The organism is Janthinobacterium sp. Bl 1, assembly GCF_058215535.1.
In genome coordinates this window covers 2,132,661-2,149,605 of the sequence record NZ_CM177086.1, presented here as the reverse complement: position 1 = coordinate 2,149,605, position 16,945 = coordinate 2,132,661, and the positions used below count along the sequence as shown (strand labels likewise).

At 63.5% G+C, this 16,945-nt stretch carries 18 protein-coding genes; 7 read left to right on the top strand and 11 right to left on the bottom strand.

Translation table 11 applies throughout. The features are described from left to right. The first annotated feature begins 4 nt into the window (after window positions 1-4). From cls to AC4BCN_RS09735, 3 genes are all read left to right on the top strand, one after another. Window positions 5-1,381 (top strand): cardiolipin synthase, encoded by a 1,377-nt coding sequence (cls, locus tag AC4BCN_RS09745; RefSeq protein WP_490493165.1) that lies wholly within the window; start codon window positions 5-7, stop codon window positions 1,379-1,381. A gap of 96 nt (window positions 1,382-1,477) precedes the next feature. Then, window positions 1,478-1,723, top strand: a complete 246-nt coding sequence (locus AC4BCN_RS09740; protein ID WP_485879335.1) for a type II toxin-antitoxin system ParD family antitoxin — start codon at window positions 1,478-1,480, stop codon at window positions 1,721-1,723. Next, complete coding sequence (locus tag AC4BCN_RS09735; protein ID WP_139090904.1) at window positions 1,716-2,006, top strand: type II toxin-antitoxin system RelE/ParE family toxin; 291 nt, start codon at window positions 1,716-1,718, stop codon at window positions 2,004-2,006. Before AC4BCN_RS09740 ends, AC4BCN_RS09735 begins: the two co-directional genes overlap by 8 nt. A gap of 30 nt (window positions 2,007-2,036) precedes the next feature. Here AC4BCN_RS09735 and AC4BCN_RS09730 read toward each other — a convergent pair whose 3' ends face one another. Genes AC4BCN_RS09730 through AC4BCN_RS09720 form a run of 3 tightly spaced genes read right to left on the bottom strand, consistent with a single transcriptional unit; the run spans window position 2,037 to window position 4,539 of the window. Further along, the gene (locus tag AC4BCN_RS09730; RefSeq protein ID WP_490493164.1) at window positions 2,037-2,855 is read right to left on the bottom strand and encodes a metallophosphoesterase family protein; all 819 of its coding nucleotides are present in this window, start codon (window positions 2,853-2,855) and stop codon (window positions 2,037-2,039) included. A 4-nt stretch (window positions 2,856-2,859) separates the two neighbouring features. Further along, a complete protein-coding gene (locus AC4BCN_RS09725) occupies window positions 2,860-3,768 on the bottom strand; it encodes a diacylglycerol/lipid kinase family protein (RefSeq protein ID WP_490493587.1) in 909 nt (302 codons plus the stop codon). A 12-nt stretch (window positions 3,769-3,780) separates the two neighbouring features. After that, complete coding sequence (locus tag AC4BCN_RS09720) at window positions 3,781-4,539, bottom strand: phosphatase PAP2 family protein (RefSeq protein WP_490493163.1); 759 nt, start codon at window positions 4,537-4,539, stop codon at window positions 3,781-3,783. 141 nt (window positions 4,540-4,680) lie between these two features. Here AC4BCN_RS09720 and AC4BCN_RS09715 point away from each other — a divergent pair, with 141 nt between their 5' ends. Beyond that, window positions 4,681-4,905, top strand: a complete 225-nt coding sequence (locus AC4BCN_RS09715; RefSeq protein ID WP_010396348.1) for a hypothetical protein — start codon at window positions 4,681-4,683, stop codon at window positions 4,903-4,905. Between the two features lie 107 nt (window positions 4,906-5,012). On the opposite strand, the gene AC4BCN_RS09710 is transcribed toward AC4BCN_RS09715, so the two are convergent. From AC4BCN_RS09710 to AC4BCN_RS09695, 4 genes are all read right to left on the bottom strand, one after another. Further along, complete coding sequence (locus tag AC4BCN_RS09710) at window positions 5,013-6,113, bottom strand: AI-2E family transporter (protein ID WP_490493162.1); 1,101 nt, start codon at window positions 6,111-6,113, stop codon at window positions 5,013-5,015. 89 nt (window positions 6,114-6,202) lie between these two features. Beyond that, window positions 6,203-7,393, bottom strand: a complete 1,191-nt coding sequence (locus AC4BCN_RS09705; RefSeq protein WP_490493161.1) for a DUF1501 domain-containing protein — start codon at window positions 7,391-7,393, stop codon at window positions 6,203-6,205. Between the two features lie 11 nt (window positions 7,394-7,404). Then, complete coding sequence (locus AC4BCN_RS09700; RefSeq protein WP_490493160.1) at window positions 7,405-8,949, bottom strand: DUF1800 domain-containing protein; 1,545 nt, start codon at window positions 8,947-8,949, stop codon at window positions 7,405-7,407. Between the two features lie 96 nt (window positions 8,950-9,045). Continuing rightward, window positions 9,046-9,951: a LysR family transcriptional regulator gene (locus AC4BCN_RS09695; protein WP_490493159.1), complete on the bottom strand. Its 906-nt coding sequence runs from the start codon at window positions 9,949-9,951 to the stop codon at window positions 9,046-9,048. A gap of 171 nt (window positions 9,952-10,122) precedes the next feature. On the opposite strand from AC4BCN_RS09695, the gene AC4BCN_RS09690 reads away from it, so the two are divergent. After that, window positions 10,123-11,139 carry a zinc-binding alcohol dehydrogenase family protein gene (locus tag AC4BCN_RS09690; RefSeq protein ID WP_490493158.1) on the top strand — a complete coding sequence of 339 codons (1,017 nt, stop codon included), beginning with the start codon at window positions 10,123-10,125 and terminating at the stop codon, window positions 11,137-11,139. Here AC4BCN_RS09690 and AC4BCN_RS09685 read toward each other — a convergent pair whose 3' ends face one another. Next, complete coding sequence (locus tag AC4BCN_RS09685; protein ID WP_490493157.1) at window positions 11,140-12,420, bottom strand: glycerate kinase type-2 family protein; 1,281 nt, start codon at window positions 12,418-12,420, stop codon at window positions 11,140-11,142. A gap of 32 nt (window positions 12,421-12,452) precedes the next feature. Further along, complete coding sequence (locus tag AC4BCN_RS09680; protein ID WP_490493156.1) at window positions 12,453-13,784, bottom strand: MFS transporter; 1,332 nt, start codon at window positions 13,782-13,784, stop codon at window positions 12,453-12,455. 142 nt (window positions 13,785-13,926) lie between these two features. Here AC4BCN_RS09680 and AC4BCN_RS09675 point away from each other — a divergent pair, with 142 nt between their 5' ends. Then, window positions 13,927-15,090, top strand: a complete 1,164-nt coding sequence (locus AC4BCN_RS09675) for a sugar diacid recognition domain-containing protein (RefSeq protein ID WP_490493155.1) — start codon at window positions 13,927-13,929, stop codon at window positions 15,088-15,090. A 45-nt stretch (window positions 15,091-15,135) separates the two neighbouring features. After that, window positions 15,136-15,489, top strand: a complete 354-nt coding sequence (locus tag AC4BCN_RS09670; RefSeq protein WP_139090895.1) for a YnfA family protein — start codon at window positions 15,136-15,138, stop codon at window positions 15,487-15,489. Here AC4BCN_RS09670 and AC4BCN_RS09665 read toward each other — a convergent pair whose 3' ends face one another. Together AC4BCN_RS09665 and AC4BCN_RS09660 are read right to left on the bottom strand one after the other, a co-directional pair. Then, window positions 15,490-15,891 (bottom strand): tellurite resistance TerB family protein, encoded by a 402-nt coding sequence (locus AC4BCN_RS09665; protein ID WP_034759008.1) that lies wholly within the window; start codon window positions 15,889-15,891, stop codon window positions 15,490-15,492. It abuts the gene before it with no gap. Between the two features lie 64 nt (window positions 15,892-15,955). Continuing rightward, window positions 15,956-16,918, bottom strand: a complete 963-nt coding sequence (locus AC4BCN_RS09660; protein ID WP_072456397.1) for a TerC family protein — start codon at window positions 16,916-16,918, stop codon at window positions 15,956-15,958. Window positions 16,919-16,945: the final 27 nt, after the last annotated feature.

The window sequence follows — 16,945 nt, the reverse complement described above, 5'->3', positions numbered from 1 at the left end:
GCGCATGCAACCCTGCCTCACCGCCCTACTGCTGTGCTGGACCCTGGCTGCATGCGCCTCGCTGCCCGATGTCAAGAACCTCAATACCACATTGGAACCGGTGGCCAAGCCCAAGGTGATCACGGGCAAAGGGGCCGTGCTGAACGTCAACAGCCGCGCCGCCCTGCTCAACAAGCGCTGGGCCAAGTCCGGCATGGACTTGAAGACCCAGGCCGCGCTGGAAGAGGCGGCCACGGGCGTGCCTTTGATCAAGGGCAACAAGGTGACCTTGCTGTTTGACGGCCCGCAAACCATGGCCGCCATGTTCCAGGCCATCAGCGATGCGAAGAACAGCATCAACCTGGAAACGTATATCTTCGATCAGGATCCGCTGGGCCTCAAATTTGCCGACATGCTCATCGAAAAGCAGAAAGCGGGCGTGACGGTCAACATCATCTACGACAGCGTGGGCACCATCGGCGTGCCGCAAGCGTTTTTTGACCGCATGCGCGCGGCCGGCATTCACCTGGTGGCCTTCAACCCAGTCAACCCAGCCAAGCTCAAGGGCGACGACTGGAAGATCAACAACCGCGACCACCGCAAGGTGCTGATCGTCGATGGCAAGATGGCGTTTACGGGCGGCATCAATATCAGCGATACCTATGCGAAAAGCTCGCTGTTCCGCTCGAAATCGAAGCCCACGGACAAGAAAGACGTGGGCTGGCGCGATACCCATGTGAAAGTGGAAGGCCCGGCCGTGGCCGCCTTCCAGTGGCTGTTCATCCGCACCTGGGCCCAGCAAGACCAGGCCGACCTGCCTGACGCCAATTATTTCCCCGACCTATCGGAAGTGGGCGACAAGCTGGTGCGCGTCGTGGCCAGCGAGCCCGAGGGCGGCTTTGAAATCTACAAGGCGTATATCCTGGCCATCCAGGAAGCCAAGAAATCGATCCACATCACGTCCGCCTACTTCGTGCCCGACCAGCAAACGGTCGACGCCCTGATCGCGGCGGCCAAACGGGGCGTGGACGTGACCGTGGTGCTGCCCGGCGTGTCCGACAGCGGCCTCGTGTTCCATGCGGGACACTCGCTGTACGACGAGCTGCTGGCCGGCGGCATCCGCATCTTCCACTTGAAACTGGCCGTGCTGCACGCCAAGACAGCCGTCATCGACGGCGCCTGGTCGACCGTCGGCTCGACCAACATCGACATGCGCAGCTTCCTGCATAACAGCGAACTGAACGTGATCGTGCTCGGCGACAGTTTCGGCCGAGAGATGGAAAACGCCTTTCAGGAAGACCTGCGCGACTCGGAAGAGATCACCAAGGCGAAATGGGAAACACGGCCACTTTCCGACCGTATGAAGGAGTGGGCGGCGCGCTTCATGAATTACTGGCTGTAAGCACCGATGGGGCAACTGGATATTTGCACGGATATGCACTATATTGCACCAATAGTATGACAATCGTCGTGCTGCTCATCTCTGGAGTTGACTACCATGGCTACCGTGCGCAAGACCATTACCTTGACGGACCAGCAAGACGACTGGATCAAGGCGCAGATTGATGCGGGGCGCTATACCAACGACAGCGAATACATCCGCGACCTGATCCGGCGCGAACAGGAACGCAGCGCCGAACTCGAGGCGATCCGCGCGGCGCTGATGGAAGGAGAGGCGAGCGGCGAACCCCAGCCTTTCGACGCCAAGGCGTTCAAGCAGAGAATGCTGGCGGCGCATGGCTGAATACCGGCTGACGCCTGCCGCCGAGCATGACCTTGAGGCGATCTGGGCTTATACGGTACAGCGCTGGGGCGTACAGCAGGCCAGTCATTATCTTGACAGCATGACGGCGGCCTTTGATGACCTGGCAGGCGCGCCAGAGACCGCGCCGGCATGCGAGCAGATTCGGCCCGGCTACCGGTGCCGCAAAGTCGGACGGCACATGATTTATTTTCGCATCACGAACTATGGCATTGCCATCGTGCGGATTCTGCATGACCGCATGGATGCGGCACGCCATCTTTAATGAAATCACCATCCGACGCGACACGACGCCTCACAACGGCCGCAAACTGGCCCACACGCCGCCCTGGCGCTCGAACGCTTCCGTGCTGACTTTTTCAAAGTCGGCGCTGCCTTCATTCCAGCTGTAGCGCTCGACGCGAATACAACTGTTTTCCACGCGCAGCACATTGAAGGAGTTCGACTCGCCCCTGCCCCGCGTGGACGTGGCCGTGCCCGCCTGCACCATCAGGGCCGCGTAGCCGGCGATCTTGTAGCGCTCGGCCGTGTTGCCCGCCACGCTGGCATGCAAGTGTCCCGCCAGCAATAAGTCCACGCCGCATTCGGAAAACATTTGCAAGGCTTGCGGGGCGCGGTCAACCAGGTCGTCTTCATCGAAGTGCTCCGGCAAGTCGAATGGATGGTGGGTGACGATGATGCGCGTCAAGCCGGGTGGCAAACTGCCCAGGCGTTCACGCAGGAAATCGATCTGCTCGTGGCTGATGCGGCCATCCTTGAACGTCAGGGAGCGGGCCGTGTTGATGCCCAGCACGGCGATTTCCTCGTCCACATATTCGGGCCACAAATCGTCCGTCACATGGCGCCGGTACTTCACCAGCGGCGTAAGGAAGCGGGAAACGACGTTGTACAGGGGCACGTCATGGTTGCCCGGCACCACGATCTGCGGCCCCGGCAAGCTGTCCAGAAATTGCCGCGCCTGCTGGAACTGGGCGCTGCGGGCGCGCTGCGTGAGGTCGCCCGAGACCACGACCACGTCCGGTTCCAGGCGTTCGATCAGCGCGCGCAAAGGTGCCAGCAAGTCCGCATCGACCCTGCCAAAATGCAAGTCGGACAAATGCACGATGGTACGCATGGCCTTACTCCCCAGAAAGTGCCGGTGCAGGCACGAGCACGGCCAGCTCGGCCTTGCGGATGCGGTACTGCAGCGGCGTATTCATGATCGTCACTTCGCCATCGGTGGCCACGCGCAGGCGGCGGTGGTGCGTGGCCACCTCCAGGTCGGTGGCCGTCAGCACGTCAAAATCCTTGGCCTGCGACAACTTGCCGAACAGCGCGTGCAAGGCCAGCTTCAACAAGCCCAGGCGGCCCGGACGCTGCGCCACATACAGGCTCAGCTGGCCGCCATCGAGCCGTTCGCGCTCGCCGATATTCAAGCCTTCCATCATGTATTCATTATTACCGATGAAGACGAATGGCGTGCGCCGCGCATGCACGGCGTCGTTGAGTGTCAGTTGCACGCTGAGGAAGGGATAGCGGCGCAAGGCCGCCACCAGGGCCCAGCTGAAGGCCAGCCACTTGCCCCGCCCCAGCCGGCGCTGCTGCTTTTCGCGGTCGCGCACGATATCGGGATACAGGCCCAGGCTGGAATTGTTCAGGAAGATACGGCCATTGACTTCGCCCACGTCGACCTGGTGCGGCACGCCCTGCGCCACGTTGGCAATCGCCGCATCGAGCTCGAGCGGGATATTCAAATCCTTGGCAAAATGGTTCAAGGTACCCAGCGGCAAGACGCCAAACGGCGTACCGCTGCCGACAACGACAGAGGCCACGGCATTGATGGTGCCGTCGCCGCCGCCGGCCACGACGATGGGCGCGCCATCGCGCAGGGCCCGTTCGGCCGTGGCGATCATCTCGGCGCCGCTTTGCGCCAGGGTGATGTCGGCGTCGAGGCCCACCGCGGCGAATTTCGCTTCGAGCTGCTGCGCCCAGTCGGGCGCATAGCCGCAGCCGGCGCCCCCGTTGATGATGACTGCAATTTTGCTCAGGACAGTTTCCCCTTATTTGGTTTGCCGGATATGCCGGCGCCGGCGCAGGGTCGACACGCCGGCGATGCAGATGGCCAGCCAGCCATAGCTTTCCGCCATGGCCGCCAGCACATCGCTCAGGTAATGCGCGCCCAGGTAGATGCGGCTGAAGCCCACCAGCGCCGCCATCAGGAAAGCGCCCAGCGCGATGGCGATGCGCTTGCCCCAGGCGCCCGGCGCCGTCTGGCAAATCAGGTAGGCGGCCAGCAAGCCGTACAGGGCTGTCGAGGTGGCAGTATGGCCACTCGGAAAGCTGTAGGTGCTCAGGGCCGTCTGCAAGAGCGGCTCATCAAAGCTGGGCCGCGCGCGGACAAAAATGTACTTTAGCAGCAGGTTCAAAAACATGACGCCCGGCATGGTGATGACGAGGGTAAACAGCCAATAATCGGCGCCCTTGCGGTGCAGATACCAGCCCAGCAAGGTGGCCAGGGTGATGGCGCCGATCACGCCATGCATGTGCGTGACGACCAGAAGGCAAGTGGTGATCCACGGCACGGCATGCTGGTTGAACCACTGCGCCACCTGCAAGTCGATCACGGTAATTTGCTCCATGCCCATCACGGCTTCGGCAATCTCGTGGAAGACGACGATGGCCACCAGCATCAGGGCCACGCCCACCGTCATATGCAGGCCCAGCTCGCCCTCGGGCGACAGGCGCGCCTCGACGAAGCGGCGCAGTTTCGTGGTCCAGCCCGTGGTCATGCTCATGTCATTTTTCTCTTGCAAACTCATCTCTCTTTCCTGTTCCCGGTGATGATCAAAAAAACCACACCAGTAAAAAAATACTGTTTATTCATACAGTAACTGTGTATTCATACAGTAGTTATGCTATTCTGATGACTCGTTCAACACATCTCCCTCAAAGGAATTGTCATGGCAACATTGAATAGCGGTTTTGGCTCACGGTTCGGCCTGGAATACGCCCCAAGCTCTTTCCTCGTCCGCATGGGCAAGCGCGAAATCCTCGTCTGCCGCGACTTCCGCAAGCGCTACTACACCGTCAATCCCCTGATCGAGTGCGGTACGGGCATCGAGCCGGGCTATGTTGAAGTGCTGCTGATGCGCCGTTGGTTGCTCATTCTATCCAAGGCACATTAAGAATGACTTTAAAACAAGGTACTCGTACCCTGTTGTAAAGTCAGCTCCGTCCGGCCACGCCGGGAGCGCGCCAGTACCGGCCAGCGGCAACGCTGGCCGACCCCTCATTACTGTGTGCGTTCCGGTGCGGCCGGGCTGGCAGGTGTTTGCACTGGCAGCGTCGTGTCAAACACGTTCGCTTCGTACCAAAGCGTCACGAACAACACCATCACGACGGGGCCGATGAACAAGCCCACGAGGCCCAGGGTTTCCACGCCCCCCAGAATGCCGAATAGCACGGCCAGGAAGGGCAAGCGGGTGGCGTTGCCGATCATGCCGGGGCGCACGAAATGGTCGGCCACGAATAGCACCACGGTGCCCCACGCGGCTACGCCGATGGCGGCGCCCACACTGCCCTGGAAGACCAGCAAGGCGGCCGCGCACAGGTAAGCGAGCGGCGCGCCGAACGGAATGATGGCCAGGATGCCCGTGGCGAACGCCCACAGGGCCGGCGACGGCAAGCCGGCGATGGCGTAGGCGATGCCGATCAGCACGCCTTCGGCCAGGCCCACCAGCACCAGGCCGTTGACGGTCGCGCGTATGGCCGTGGGGATTTTTTGCGCATAGCGGCCCCACCGTTCGGGGCGCAGGAAATGGCTGCCGACGGCCGTGATCTGGCGCGTCAGCGCTTCGCCATCCTTGTAGAAGAAAAACAGGCACAAAAAGGCCAGGCCAAAGTCCACCAGGCGGTGGAACACGTCCGCGCCCAGTACCTTGAGCATGTCGCGCGCGGAATGAAAGCCGCCCACGGCACTGCCCGCAAAGAAGTGGCCGAGGCCGTGGGGCTGGCTCAAGGTCGCTTGCCACCAGTCGCCGATGGCGCTGCCGGCCAGGGGAATATGCGCCACCCAGTCCGGCACGGGCAAGCCGTCCGTATTCGCATGGACGACGAAATTGGCCAGCACAGGCACTTCGCGCGCCGCCTGCGCCACGCCGAACAGCACGGGTATGATGAAGATGCAGGCGAACGCCAGGGTCAGCACGCCCGCCGCCACGATGGGGCGCTGGCCCAGGGCCACGCGCACGCGCAGGTATAGGGGCCAGGTCGCCACGCACAGGATGCCGGCCCACACGAGCGGCAAAAAGAAACGCTGCATGACGAAGGCCGTCACGGCGATCAGGGCCAGGGAAAAGCCTGCGCTGACAATATCGCGTTGGGTATCGCTCATGCTACTCCATTCGTGCCCGGCGCCATGTAAAGCGTGTCTAGGCTACGCGCCAGTTGCGCAGGCATAGCGTAACACGGCGGCATTCCGCTTTAAACGAGGCCCAGTTCCGCAGGCTTGACGCCGGCAAACACGTGGTCGAGCTGCGCCGGGGTCAAGCCGAAGGTGCGGCGCAGCAAGCCGCCCAGCACGGCCCGGTACTCATTGAGCACGGGCATGTCGCGGTTCTGGAACAGCGTCGCCTGCGAAATCGCCACCTGTTCGCCCGCCACCTGCTTGCCTTTGATGCCGCCGCCCAGCACCCAGAACACGCTGCCGTGGCCATGGTCCGTGCCACGGTTGCCGTTTTCGCGGAAGGTGCGGCCAAATTCGCTGACCACGACGACGACGGTATTGCGCCACTCGCTGCCCATTTCCTGCGAAAACGCGGCCAGGCCACGTCCCAGCTCATCGAATCGCCCCGCCAGGTAGCCATTCGCGCCGCCCTGCCCCACGTGCGTATCCCAGCCGCCCACGTCGACGAAGCCCAGGTTGTATTTGTCCTTCATCAGGCGGGCGATCCGCTGCGCCTCCAGTTCAAAACCCTTGGTACTGATGGCGTTGCGGTTGGCCGCCTGCATCTCGCCCGTCAATTCCTTCGTCACATCGTCGCGCACGGCAAAGCCCGCGCTGACCGGTTGCTGCAGGGGCGTGCCCCGGTACATGGCGGCGATGACCTGGCTTTGACGCGCATCAATGCCCGACTTGCCCACCGAGCGCAGCGCCATGTTCGGCACTTGCACGCCGCCCTGGAAGATCAGCGGCAGCTGGTCCGTGAAGGAAATGGCGTGGTTGCCTTGCTTGGCATTGAGGCTTTGCGCCAGCCGGTTCAAAAAGCCCGAACGGAAATCGCGGCGCCCGCCCAGTTCCTGTCCCAGTTCGATGCTGTCCTGCGTCTCGAAATGGCTGCGCGTCAGATCCGTCGTGCCCGCAAACGGAATGAAGGCCGCCTCGCCGCCCGTAAACATGGGATAGATGGTTTCGCGCAAGGCCGGATGCAGGGCCCAGTCGGCATTCAAGGCCAGCGCGCCGTTCTCCTCGCCCGGTTTCGCGATGGCGATATTCGGCCGCGAGGCATAGTAAAAATCGCTGCCGACGGGCACCAGCAGATTGTTCGCGTCATAGCCGCCGCGCAAAAAGACGAACAATAGCTTCGCATTCGTGGCCGGTGCGGCCAGCAAGCTGCCCGCGTGCGACAACAGGGGCGCGGCGGCCAGGGCTTTCAACAAGTCACGACGGTTCATGACAATTCCTTTCAGCGGTGCATCATTTCGGGCGACGAGAGCAGGAAGGTATTCCACTCCTGCGGCGAAGCGGCCTGCTCCAGGGCCTGGCGCGTGGCCGGGCTCAAGGTCGGCTGCAGCGACTGGTAATACAGGGCGCTGGCCAGCTGGGGAAACGCCACCTTTTCCTGCGGCTGCGGGCCATCCGTCTTGAACAGGCCGGCGCTGCCCGAGCCGATCGTGCGGGCGATATCGAAACGCGTCGTCATCTGGCCGGGGCTGGCCCAAGAGGCGTCCGTCAAAGGATAACCGTCCGGCGTCTGCCGGCCGTACAGGGGCTGGCCCATGCGCGAGAGCCAGCTCAGCATGGGGCCCGCATTCAGGATGGGCTTGTCGTCATAGCTGAGACGCACGGCCGACACCACGTAATGCATGGGGTCCTTGAATTTCTTGCCCAGCGACTGCTTGAACTCCGGACTGTTGAACATGGTTTGCAGCACGTCGGCGATCATGCCGTCGCTCTGCTGGAAGGTGGCCGCCATGCGCGCCACCAGGGGCGCGGGCGGATTGTCGCCGACGAAATACTGGGCCAGCTTGCCGCTGATGAAATGCGCGGTGGCGGGACTGCGGCTCAGGCGATCCAGCGCTTCATCGAGCTCGGCCAGACCCCGGCCCTTCACCGTTTGCCCGAGGAATTGCTTGTCGCCGTAATCGTGGCGGTTCGGATTGAATTCAAACAAGCCCCGGCGCACGTATTGCGACTGCAGCGCCGGTTTCACCTTCGGCATGTCCGGCCCCAGATTCACGCCCACACCCGTCAGAATGCGCGCCAGCTCCTGCACGTCCGCCTGGCTGTAACCGCCGTTCACGCCCAGGGTGTGCAGTTCCATCAGCTCGCGCGCATAGTTTTCATTGATGCGCTTGGCGGCATTGGCTTCATTGTCCAGATAGCGCAGCATGGCCGGATGGTGGACGGTCGCGCCCAGCAAGTCGCGGAATTTTCCCAGCGCGTGCGGCGCGATGGCGTTCGCCTCGTAATCGCCGACCATGGCGCGCAAGTTGTGCTTGCCCTGGTGCACGCTGAAATGGTTGAGCCAGAACCAGCTCAGCTGCTGCTGCAGCTGATTCGGCGAATACACATCCAGCAACAGCGAACGCGTGGCCGCTTCGCGCGCCAGACGGTTGAGTTCTTGCTGGTAATCCTTTTGCGCCTGCTGCTTGGCCATGTCGTCCATGACGGCAGCCGACTCCTTGCGTTTTTGCTCCACGGACATGACGAGTTGATCAAGCGGCACCTGGCTGATGGTCATGGCGTCGATCTGCGCCTGCACGGCGGGCGGCAGGCTGGCTTTGCCGGGATGCAATTGTGCCTGCAAATAACGCTGCCAGCCTTGCGCCTGCATCTGGCGCGCGCTGCCGGCGTTCACGCCCCAGCTGACCCTTTCCAGCAGGGCAATGTCCTGCGCGGAACTGGTCTGCCCGCGATGGTCGGCCTGGACGGCAGGTCCGGTGGCGGCACAGCCGGCCAGCAACAGCAGGGAAATCAAGGTCGTCGGCAACAGTCGGTGAGGGGTCATGGCGGTCCTTCAAGCGGTTTCAACCAGAATGCCTGAGGGTACGCCCAGGTTGACCTGCGCATGATTGCCATTTGCAACGAGTTGTAATCAATAATGCTATTTTTGCAATTCCGCACACTTGTCGCGCAGGAAATCGCGCAGCTGCAGCACCAGCGGCGTCACCTGCGCCCGGTGCATGCACAGCAGTTGCAAGGGCGCGGCCTCGCCCGCCACCTCGGGCAGCAGCACGTGCAAACGGCCGGCGGCCACGTCGCCGGACACGTCCAGCCGCGATTTGTAGGCGATGCCCAGGCCCGCCACGGCCCAGCGGCGCACCAGGTCGGCATCGTCGGCGCTACGGTTGCCGCTCACATCTATCGTCACCTGCTCGCGCTGCGGCAGGCGGTAAAAGGTCCAGCGGTCATGCAAGCCGTCTTCCAGCGCAAAGCGCAGGCAATTGCGCTGCGACAAATCTTCCAGCGCCAGCAGGGGACCGTATTCGCGCAGGTAGGCGGGCGACGCCACCAGCACCCGGTCGTTGGCAGGCGCGACCGGCATGGCGACCATGCTCGAATCGTCCTGCTGGCCATAGCGGATGGCCACGTCGACTTGCTGGCGCACCATGTCGGCCACCCGGTCGCTGACGCTGAGCTGATAGTGCAGCTTCGGATGGCGCGACTGGAATTCATCGAGCCAGCCCAGCATCAGATTGCGGCCCAAGTCGGAAGGCATGGCAATTTTCAAGGTTCCGCCGAAACTGTCCTTGCCGGCCAGCAGCGCATCGTGGCCGGCGCGCAGCAGGCGCAAGGCTTCACGCGCATGTTCCAGGTATTGCGTGCCTTCCGCCGTCAGGCTCAGCGAACGGGTCGTGCGGGCCAGCAGGCGCAAGCCCAGCTCCCCTTCCAGGCGCTTGACGGCGGCGCTGGCCAGCGCGGGCGAAATGCCGATCTCGCGCGCGGCCGCCGACAAACTGCCGCGGTCGGCCGTGCGCACAAATACCTGCAAGTCATCGAGTCGCAGCAATTTTCAACATTCCTTTGAAAGTGTTTCGGTACGCGCCCCCTGTTTCCAGGGCGAGAAAATGGCCATGATACGTCAAGCCCGTATGGCGACGCCATCAATGGTGTCGGATTACGATCCTTAGGACCTGATCCGACCTACGCCTACTCCATCACGTTTACCGAAGGAACACCCATGAAAGCCATCGCCTACCGCCACAGCCTGCCCATCACCGATGCCGATGCCCTGCTCGACATCGAGCTGCCCGTGCCCGCCGCCACGGGGCGCGACCTGCTCGTCGCCGTCAAGGCCATTTCCGTCAACCCCGTCGACACCAAGGTGCGCAAGAACCGCGCGCCGAAAGACGGCCAGCCGGAAGTGCTGGGCTGGGATGCGGCCGGCGTCGTCACGGCCGTCGGCCCGGACGTCACCCTGTTCCAGGTGGGAGACAAAGTCTGGTACGCAGGCGCCATCAACCGCCCCGGCAGCAACAGCGAATTCCAGCTGGTCGACGAACGCATCGTCGGCCACATGCCGGCCAGCCTGGACTTTGCTCCGGCCGCCGCCCTGCCTTTAACCGCCATTACGGCCTGGGAACTGCTGTTCGACCGCCTGCAGATCAGCCGCGACAAGAGTCATACGGGCAAGTCGCTGCTCGTGATCGGCGCGGCCGGCGGCGTCGGTTCCGTGCTCGTGCAACTGGCGCGGCAACTGACGGGCGTCACCATCATCGGCACGGCCTCGCGCGCGGAAACGGCGGACTGGGTCAAGGAACTGGGCGCCCACCACGTGATCGACCACAGCCTGCCGCTGGCGCAGGAAATCACGCGCCTGGGCTTGCCACCCGTCGATTACGTGATCAGCCTGAACCAGACCGACAAGCATTTCGAGCACATCGTGGAACTGATCGCGCCGCAGGGCAAGTTCGCCCTGATCGACGACCCCGAGCACATCGACGTGCGCAAGTTCAAGGGCAAGAGCGTGTCCTTGCACTGGGAACTGATGTTTACCCGCTCGCTGTTCCAGACGCCAGATATGGTCAAACAACATGAATTGCTCGAGGAACTGGCGCAGCTGGTCGATGCTGGTATCATCAAGACCACCCTGGCCGAACGCTTCGGCACGATCAACGCGGCAAATTTGAAACGCGCGCATGCTCTGCTGGAAAGCAATACGGCGAAAGGGAAAATCGTCCTGGAAAGTTTTAATTAATCAGGTAATCAAAATGGCCCGGAAATCATTGACGTTGGTTAATGTCGGGCCCGTGATCACGGCATCTCCCAGCGCCTGGAAGAAGCCGTGGCCATCGTTGTTGTCCAGGCTGTCGCGGGGTTTGATGCCTTGCGCCCAGGCCCGTTGCAGGGTGTCGGGCGCCAGGACCGCGCCGGCGATGTCTTCCTGGCCGTCGACGCCATCCGTGTCGCCGGCCAGCGCATGGATACCTTCGTGTCCATCGAGCGCGATGCCCAGCGCCAGCAGGAACTCCACGTTGCGCCCGCCGCGCCCGTTGCCGCGCACGGTGACCGTCGTTTCTCCGCCCGACAGCAGCACGCACGGGGCGGGAAACGGCTGGCCCCGCGAGGCCGTTTGCAGCGCGATGCCGGCCATCACCTTGCCCACGTCGCGCGCCTCGCCTTCCAGGCTGTCGCCCAGGATATACGGCGTGATGCCGGCCGTGCGTGCCACGTCGGCCGCCGCTTCCAGGGCCATCTGCGGCGTGGCGATCAGGGTTGTGCGCGTGCGCGCCAGGCGTGGGTCATCGGGTTTCACGGATTCGCCGCGCCCGCTTTCCAGGGTCTTTCGTATGCTGTCCGGCAAGTCCATGCCATAGCGGCGCACGATGGCCAGCGCATCGTCGCACGTCGTGGCGTCGCCCACCGTGGGGCCGGAAGCGATGTCGCCCAGCTTGTCGCCAGGCACGTCGGAAATCGCCAGGGTCACCACTTGGGCCGGATGGCAGGCGGCCGCCAGTCTGCCGCCCTTGATGGCGGACAAATGGCGGCGCACGCAATTCATTTCGCCGATGGTGGCGCCCGACGCCAGCAGCGCGCGGTTCAGCGCCTGCTTGTCTTCCAGGCTGATGCCGTCAAGTGGCAAGGCCAGCAGCGACGAGCCGCCGCCCGAAATCAGACACAGCACGGTATCGTCAGCGTGCAAATTGCCGACCAGCTCGAGCATGCGCCGTGCCGCGTCCATGCCGGCCGCATCGGGCACGGGGTGCGACGCTTCGACGATCTCGATGCGTTCGCACGGCACGGCATAGCCATAGCGCGTGACGACGAGGCCCGACAGCGGCCCCGGCCAGTGCCGCTCCACGGCCTGCGCCATGGCGGCCGACGCCTTGCCGGCGCCGATGACGATCAGCCGGCCCTTGGGCGCGGGCGGCAGATGGGGCGGGACGCAATGCGATGGCTGGGCCGCGGCGATGGCGGCCTGGAACATCGCTTGCAGCAAGGCGCGCGGTGGCGGTGGCGGTGGCAGGGTCGTCGTCATGGTCAATTCCTCCGGTTCGATCAGCGGTTCACTTAGCGATTAACGATGCGCGCGGGAACGCGCAGCACCAGTATGGCGCCCAGCAGCATGACTGCGGAAAGAATATACAGGGCCACGTCGGTGCCGCCCGTCGCATCCTTGATCCAGCCGACGAGGAAGGGACTGACGAAACCGGCCACCTGGCCCAGCGAATTGATCAGCGCCAGGCCGCCGGCCGCCGCCGCGCTGCCGAGAAACGCCGTCGGCAAGGGCCAGAACATGGGCAGGCCGGACAGCGCGCCCATGGTCGCCAGCGATAGGCCGATGAGGGCGACGACCACGTTGCCGTGCGCCTGGGTCGCCAGCAGCAAGCCGCACAGCGCCATCAGCAAGGGGCCGCTCAAATGCCAGCGGCGTTCCTTGTGCTTGTCGGCCGAACGGCCCACCCAGATCATGAAGATGCTGGCGCACAGGTAGGGAATGGCGCTGACCCAGCCCACGGCCACGGGGCTGGCGAAACCGAGCGACTTGACGATGGTGGGCAGCCAGAAGTTGATCGCATACACGCCCATCTGGATGCAGAAATACACGAGGCCCAGCATCCACACATGCTTGTTGCGCAGCACGCTGGCGAAGGTGTCGGCCGTATTCGCGCCGTTGCGGCGCTGGCGTTCGTCCTCGTCGAGGTCGGCGCGCAGCAGCTGCTTTTCTTCGGTATTGAGCCACTTCGCCTGGGTGATGCCGTCGTTCAGCAGCACGTACACGAGAAAGCCCAGCAGCACGGTAGGAATACCTTGCAGCAGGAACATCCATTGCCAGCCGGCCAGGCCGCCGTGGCCCGCGAACGATTGCATCATCCAGCCCGACAAGGGGCTGCCCAGCAAGCCGGAAATGGGAATGGCCGACATGAACAGGCCCATGATGCGGCCCCGGCGCGACGCGGGATACCAGTTCGTAAAGTACAGCACGATGCCGGGGAAGAAGCCCGCCTCGAACACACCCGTGATGAAGCGCAGCGAATAGAACGCGGCCGGCGTGGTGACGAACATCAGGCAGGCCGAGGCGATGCCCCAGGCGATCATCAGGGTGCCGATGACCTTGCGCGCGCCCAGGCGGTGCAGCAGCAGATTGCTGGGCACGCCACTGGCCACGTAGCCGATGAAGAAAATGCCGGCGCCCAGGCCGTACACGCTTTCGCTCCATTGCAGCGCATCGAGCATTTGCAGCTTGGCAAAGCCGACATTCACGCGGTCCAGGTAATTGAACAGGTAGCAGATGAAGATGAAGGGGATCAGATGCAAGGTGACCTTGCGGTAGGCGCCTTCGCGCACGCGGTCCTGCGCGGACGCGCCGGCGGACAGGCTGGCGCCTTGTTGGGTGGTCATGGGTGTCTCCTGACTATTTTTTTATGGGATACGGCCAGCCCATCGTACAATCGCCGGCAGAAACAGTCATCGTGCGGATGCATGAAGAAATATTGGTGTTTGATACGATGATTCCATGCAGATGCACGAGACGGACCACCCCATGCCGAATATTGACCTTCCCCTGGCGCAGGACATCGTCCGGCGCACCATGCACATCATTCCCTTCAGCGTGAACGTCATCGATGCGCGCGGCGTGATCCTGGCCAGCGGCGATCCGCAGCGCGTGGGCGACCTGCATCCGGGTGCGCAACTGGCGCTGGCCCGGCGCGCCAGCGTGGAAATCGGCGCGGCCGACATGGCCAGGCTGCCCGGCACGCGGGCCGGCATCAACCTGCCCCTGACCGTGCGCGGCGAGATTTGCGGCGTGCTGGGCCTGACGGGCGAGCCCGATGCCGTGCGCCAGTTCGGCGAACTGGTGCGGGCCATGGCGGAAATGATGCTGGAGCAGGCGCGGCTGGTCAGCGAGCTGCAGCATGAAAAGCGCTACCGCGAGGAATTCGTGTTCCAGCTCGTCTACCGCACGGGGATTTCGGACGCCAGCATGCAGGCGTGGGCGGCGCGCCTGGCGGTCGATTTGCGCGTGCCGCGCGCCATGTTCGTGCTGGAAATACCGGATGCGGGCGAAGGTCCGGGCGAGCGGCTCGACCAGGTGCTGACGCAGCTGCAGCAAGTGCAGTCCGACCTGTCGGTCCGCTGGCCTCGCTTGCTGATGGCCGTCGTCTCGCCGGGCGAACTGGTGCTGCTCGACGCCTTTCCCGCCAGCGGCCCGCAGCAGGCGCGCGCGGCGCAAGCCAGGCAGCGCCTGCTCGAACTGCATCAGGTGGCACAGCAGGCGCTCACGCCACCGGCCACCCTGGCCATGGGCGTGGCCTTGCCGGGCCTCGATGGCGCCACGGCTTCGTATGAATCGGCGAAGCAGACGGCGCGCGTGGGCCGCGCCCGCGATGGCGGGCAAACTACTTTTTCTTATCTGGAACTGAGCCTGCCCGTGCTGCTGTCCGGCCTGCAAGCGGGTTGGCAGGCGGAGCAATTGCGCCAGACCCTGGCGCGTCTGCTGGCGCACGACCGCAAGTCGGGCACCCTGATGCGCACCCTGGCCGCCTGGTTCCGCCACCACAGCCACCCGATGGCCACGGCCAGGGCCCTGCACATCCACCGCAACACGCTCGATTACCGGCTGCAGAAGATCGCCGAACTGACGGGGCTGGATCTGGACGACACGGATGACCGCCTGCTGCTGTATGTCGCCCTGCAACTGAATTGACAGATGCCCGTCTACAATGGCGGCTGACCGCACAACAGGAATAGCATGAACGACGCCATCGAATGGACCAGTCTTGCCCGCACTTTCGGGCTGTTTACCGTCACGGCCGTGGCCGAACTGCTGGGCTGCTACCTGCCCATGCTATGGCTGAGCAACAAGGGCAGCGCCTGGCTGCTGCTGCCGGCCGCCCTCAGCCTGCTCGTCTTCGTGTGGCTGCTGACCTTGCATCCGGCCGCCAGCGGGCGCGTGTATGCCACGTATGGCGCCATCTATATCGCCACGGCGCTGGGCTGGCTGTGGCTGGTGGACGGCGTCACGCCGGCCTGGACCGACGTCGCCGGCGTAGGCCTGGCCCTGGCCGGCGCCGCCGTCATTGCCATGGGGCACAAGGCGCAGTAATTACGCCGCATGCCGGCGGAAGTTCGTTTCCGCCGACCACGCCGCGCTGGCGCGGGCCAGCAAGACGGCTTCGCCATCGGCCAGCCAGTCGTCCGCATCGGCGATCTTCCACATGGCTTGCAGCAGTTGGCGGCGCAAGTCCGGCTCGGTGATTTCATCGAGCAGGCTGTCGATCACGCCATTGGCCAGTTGCACGGCGCCATGCACGGTCGACGTCAGCATGTCGTCGCACAGGTCTTGCAGCAGTTGCTGGAAAGCGGCCGGCTCCAGGTCGATATGCTCGAGGATTTTGCTGCGGTGCATCGCTTGCAGCTCGGCACTGGCCAGGTTGCCATCGACCACCATCATCAGGGCCAGGATACGTCCCGCTGCCTGGGGACTGTTCATTGCATAGGTACGCATAGTTCCACTTTCCATTGTCAGTTTAAAAGCGCGCCCCGCCATTGCAGGGCGCGCGGTACGGCATTTACTTCTTGTCGCTGCGGGTGATGAACACGCTGGCCACGCAGCTCGACACGATCAGGACCGCCACCACCAGCAACGATGCTTCCACTGGCACGTGGTACCACGGCATGATCAGCATCTTGGCGCCGATGAACACCAGCACCATCGCCAGGCCATACTTGAGCATGTGGAAGCGGTCAGCCACGTCCACCAGCAGGAAGTACAGGGCACGCAATCCCATGATGGCGAACAGGTTCGACGTGAAGACGATGAACGGGTCCGTCGTGATGGCGAAAATCGCCGGGATCGAATCGACTGCAAACACCAAATCTGTCACCTCGATCAGGATCAGCACGAGGAACAGCGGCGTGACATAGCGCAAGCCACCCTTTGCCACGAAGAAACGCTCGCCGTGGTCGCCGTCGGCCACCCGCAAGTGGCGGCGGGCAAAGCGCAGCACGGGGTTGTTCGCCACGTCCGGCTCCGCATCGGCCGCCACCAGCATGCGCATGCCGGTCACCAGCAGGAAGGCGCCGAACAGGTACAGCACCCAGCTGAACTCGCTCACTACCCACGCACCGGCCATGATCATCACGGCACGCATGACGATCGCGCCCAGCACGCCGTAGATCAACACGCGGCGCTGGTACTGGATCGGCACCTGGAAGGCGCTGAAGATCAGCAGGAAGACGAACACGTTATCGACCGACAGCGCTTTCTCGATCAGGTAGCCGGAGAAAAATTCCAGCGCCTTCTGGTTGGCGATCTCGGGTCCGGCCGTGCCGTTCAGGTACCACCACAGCCCGCCGTTGAACAGCAGGGCCAGGCTGACCCACACGAGCGACCACGTCGCCGCTTCCTTGACGCTGACCTTGTGCGCCTTGTTGCCGCCGAAGACGAACAAGTCCAGCGCCAGCATCACCAGGACAAAGGCGATGAAGCCGGCCCACATGGGTGCCGTTGCAATACTTTCCAGGCCGTTCATCGGCGGCCTCCGCAACTATCTGTTTGT

Excerpts from the sequence above, each read along its gene's own strand:
- AC4BCN_RS09710 (WP_490493162.1), bottom strand. The coding sequence starts at position 6,113 with ATGAGCGATACCCAACGCGATATTGTCAGCGCAGGCTTTTCCCTGGCC.
- AC4BCN_RS09670 (WP_139090895.1), top strand. The coding sequence starts at position 15,136 with ATGAACGACGCCATCGAATGGACCAGTCTTGCCCGCACTTTCGGGCTG.
- AC4BCN_RS09700 (WP_490493160.1), bottom strand. The coding sequence starts at position 8,949 with ATGACCCCTCACCGACTGTTGCCGACGACCTTGATTTCCCTGCTGTTG.
- AC4BCN_RS09675 (WP_490493155.1), top strand. The coding sequence starts at position 13,927 with ATGCCGAATATTGACCTTCCCCTGGCGCAGGACATCGTCCGGCGCACC.
- AC4BCN_RS09685 (WP_490493157.1), bottom strand. The coding sequence starts at position 12,420 with ATGACGACGACCCTGCCACCGCCACCGCCACCGCGCGCCTTGCTGCAA.
- AC4BCN_RS09690 (WP_490493158.1), top strand. The coding sequence starts at position 10,123 with ATGAAAGCCATCGCCTACCGCCACAGCCTGCCCATCACCGATGCCGAT.
- cls (WP_490493165.1), top strand. The coding sequence starts at position 5 with ATGCAACCCTGCCTCACCGCCCTACTGCTGTGCTGGACCCTGGCTGCA.
- AC4BCN_RS09735 (WP_139090904.1), top strand. The coding sequence starts at position 1,716 with ATGGCTGAATACCGGCTGACGCCTGCCGCCGAGCATGACCTTGAGGCG.
- AC4BCN_RS09720 (WP_490493163.1), bottom strand. The coding sequence starts at position 4,539 with ATGAGTTTGCAAGAGAAAAATGACATGAGCATGACCACGGGCTGGACC.
- AC4BCN_RS09730 (WP_490493164.1), bottom strand. The coding sequence starts at position 2,855 with ATGCGTACCATCGTGCATTTGTCCGACTTGCATTTTGGCAGGGTCGAT.
- AC4BCN_RS09740 (WP_485879335.1), top strand. The coding sequence starts at position 1,478 with ATGGCTACCGTGCGCAAGACCATTACCTTGACGGACCAGCAAGACGAC.
- AC4BCN_RS09665 (WP_034759008.1), bottom strand. The coding sequence starts at position 15,891 with ATGCGTACCTATGCAATGAACAGTCCCCAGGCAGCGGGACGTATCCTG.
- AC4BCN_RS09705 (WP_490493161.1), bottom strand. The coding sequence starts at position 7,393 with ATGAACCGTCGTGACTTGTTGAAAGCCCTGGCCGCCGCGCCCCTGTTG.
- AC4BCN_RS09660 (WP_072456397.1), bottom strand. The coding sequence starts at position 16,918 with ATGAACGGCCTGGAAAGTATTGCAACGGCACCCATGTGGGCCGGCTTC.
- AC4BCN_RS09715 (WP_010396348.1), top strand. The coding sequence starts at position 4,681 with ATGGCAACATTGAATAGCGGTTTTGGCTCACGGTTCGGCCTGGAATAC.
- AC4BCN_RS09680 (WP_490493156.1), bottom strand. The coding sequence starts at position 13,784 with ATGACCACCCAACAAGGCGCCAGCCTGTCCGCCGGCGCGTCCGCGCAG.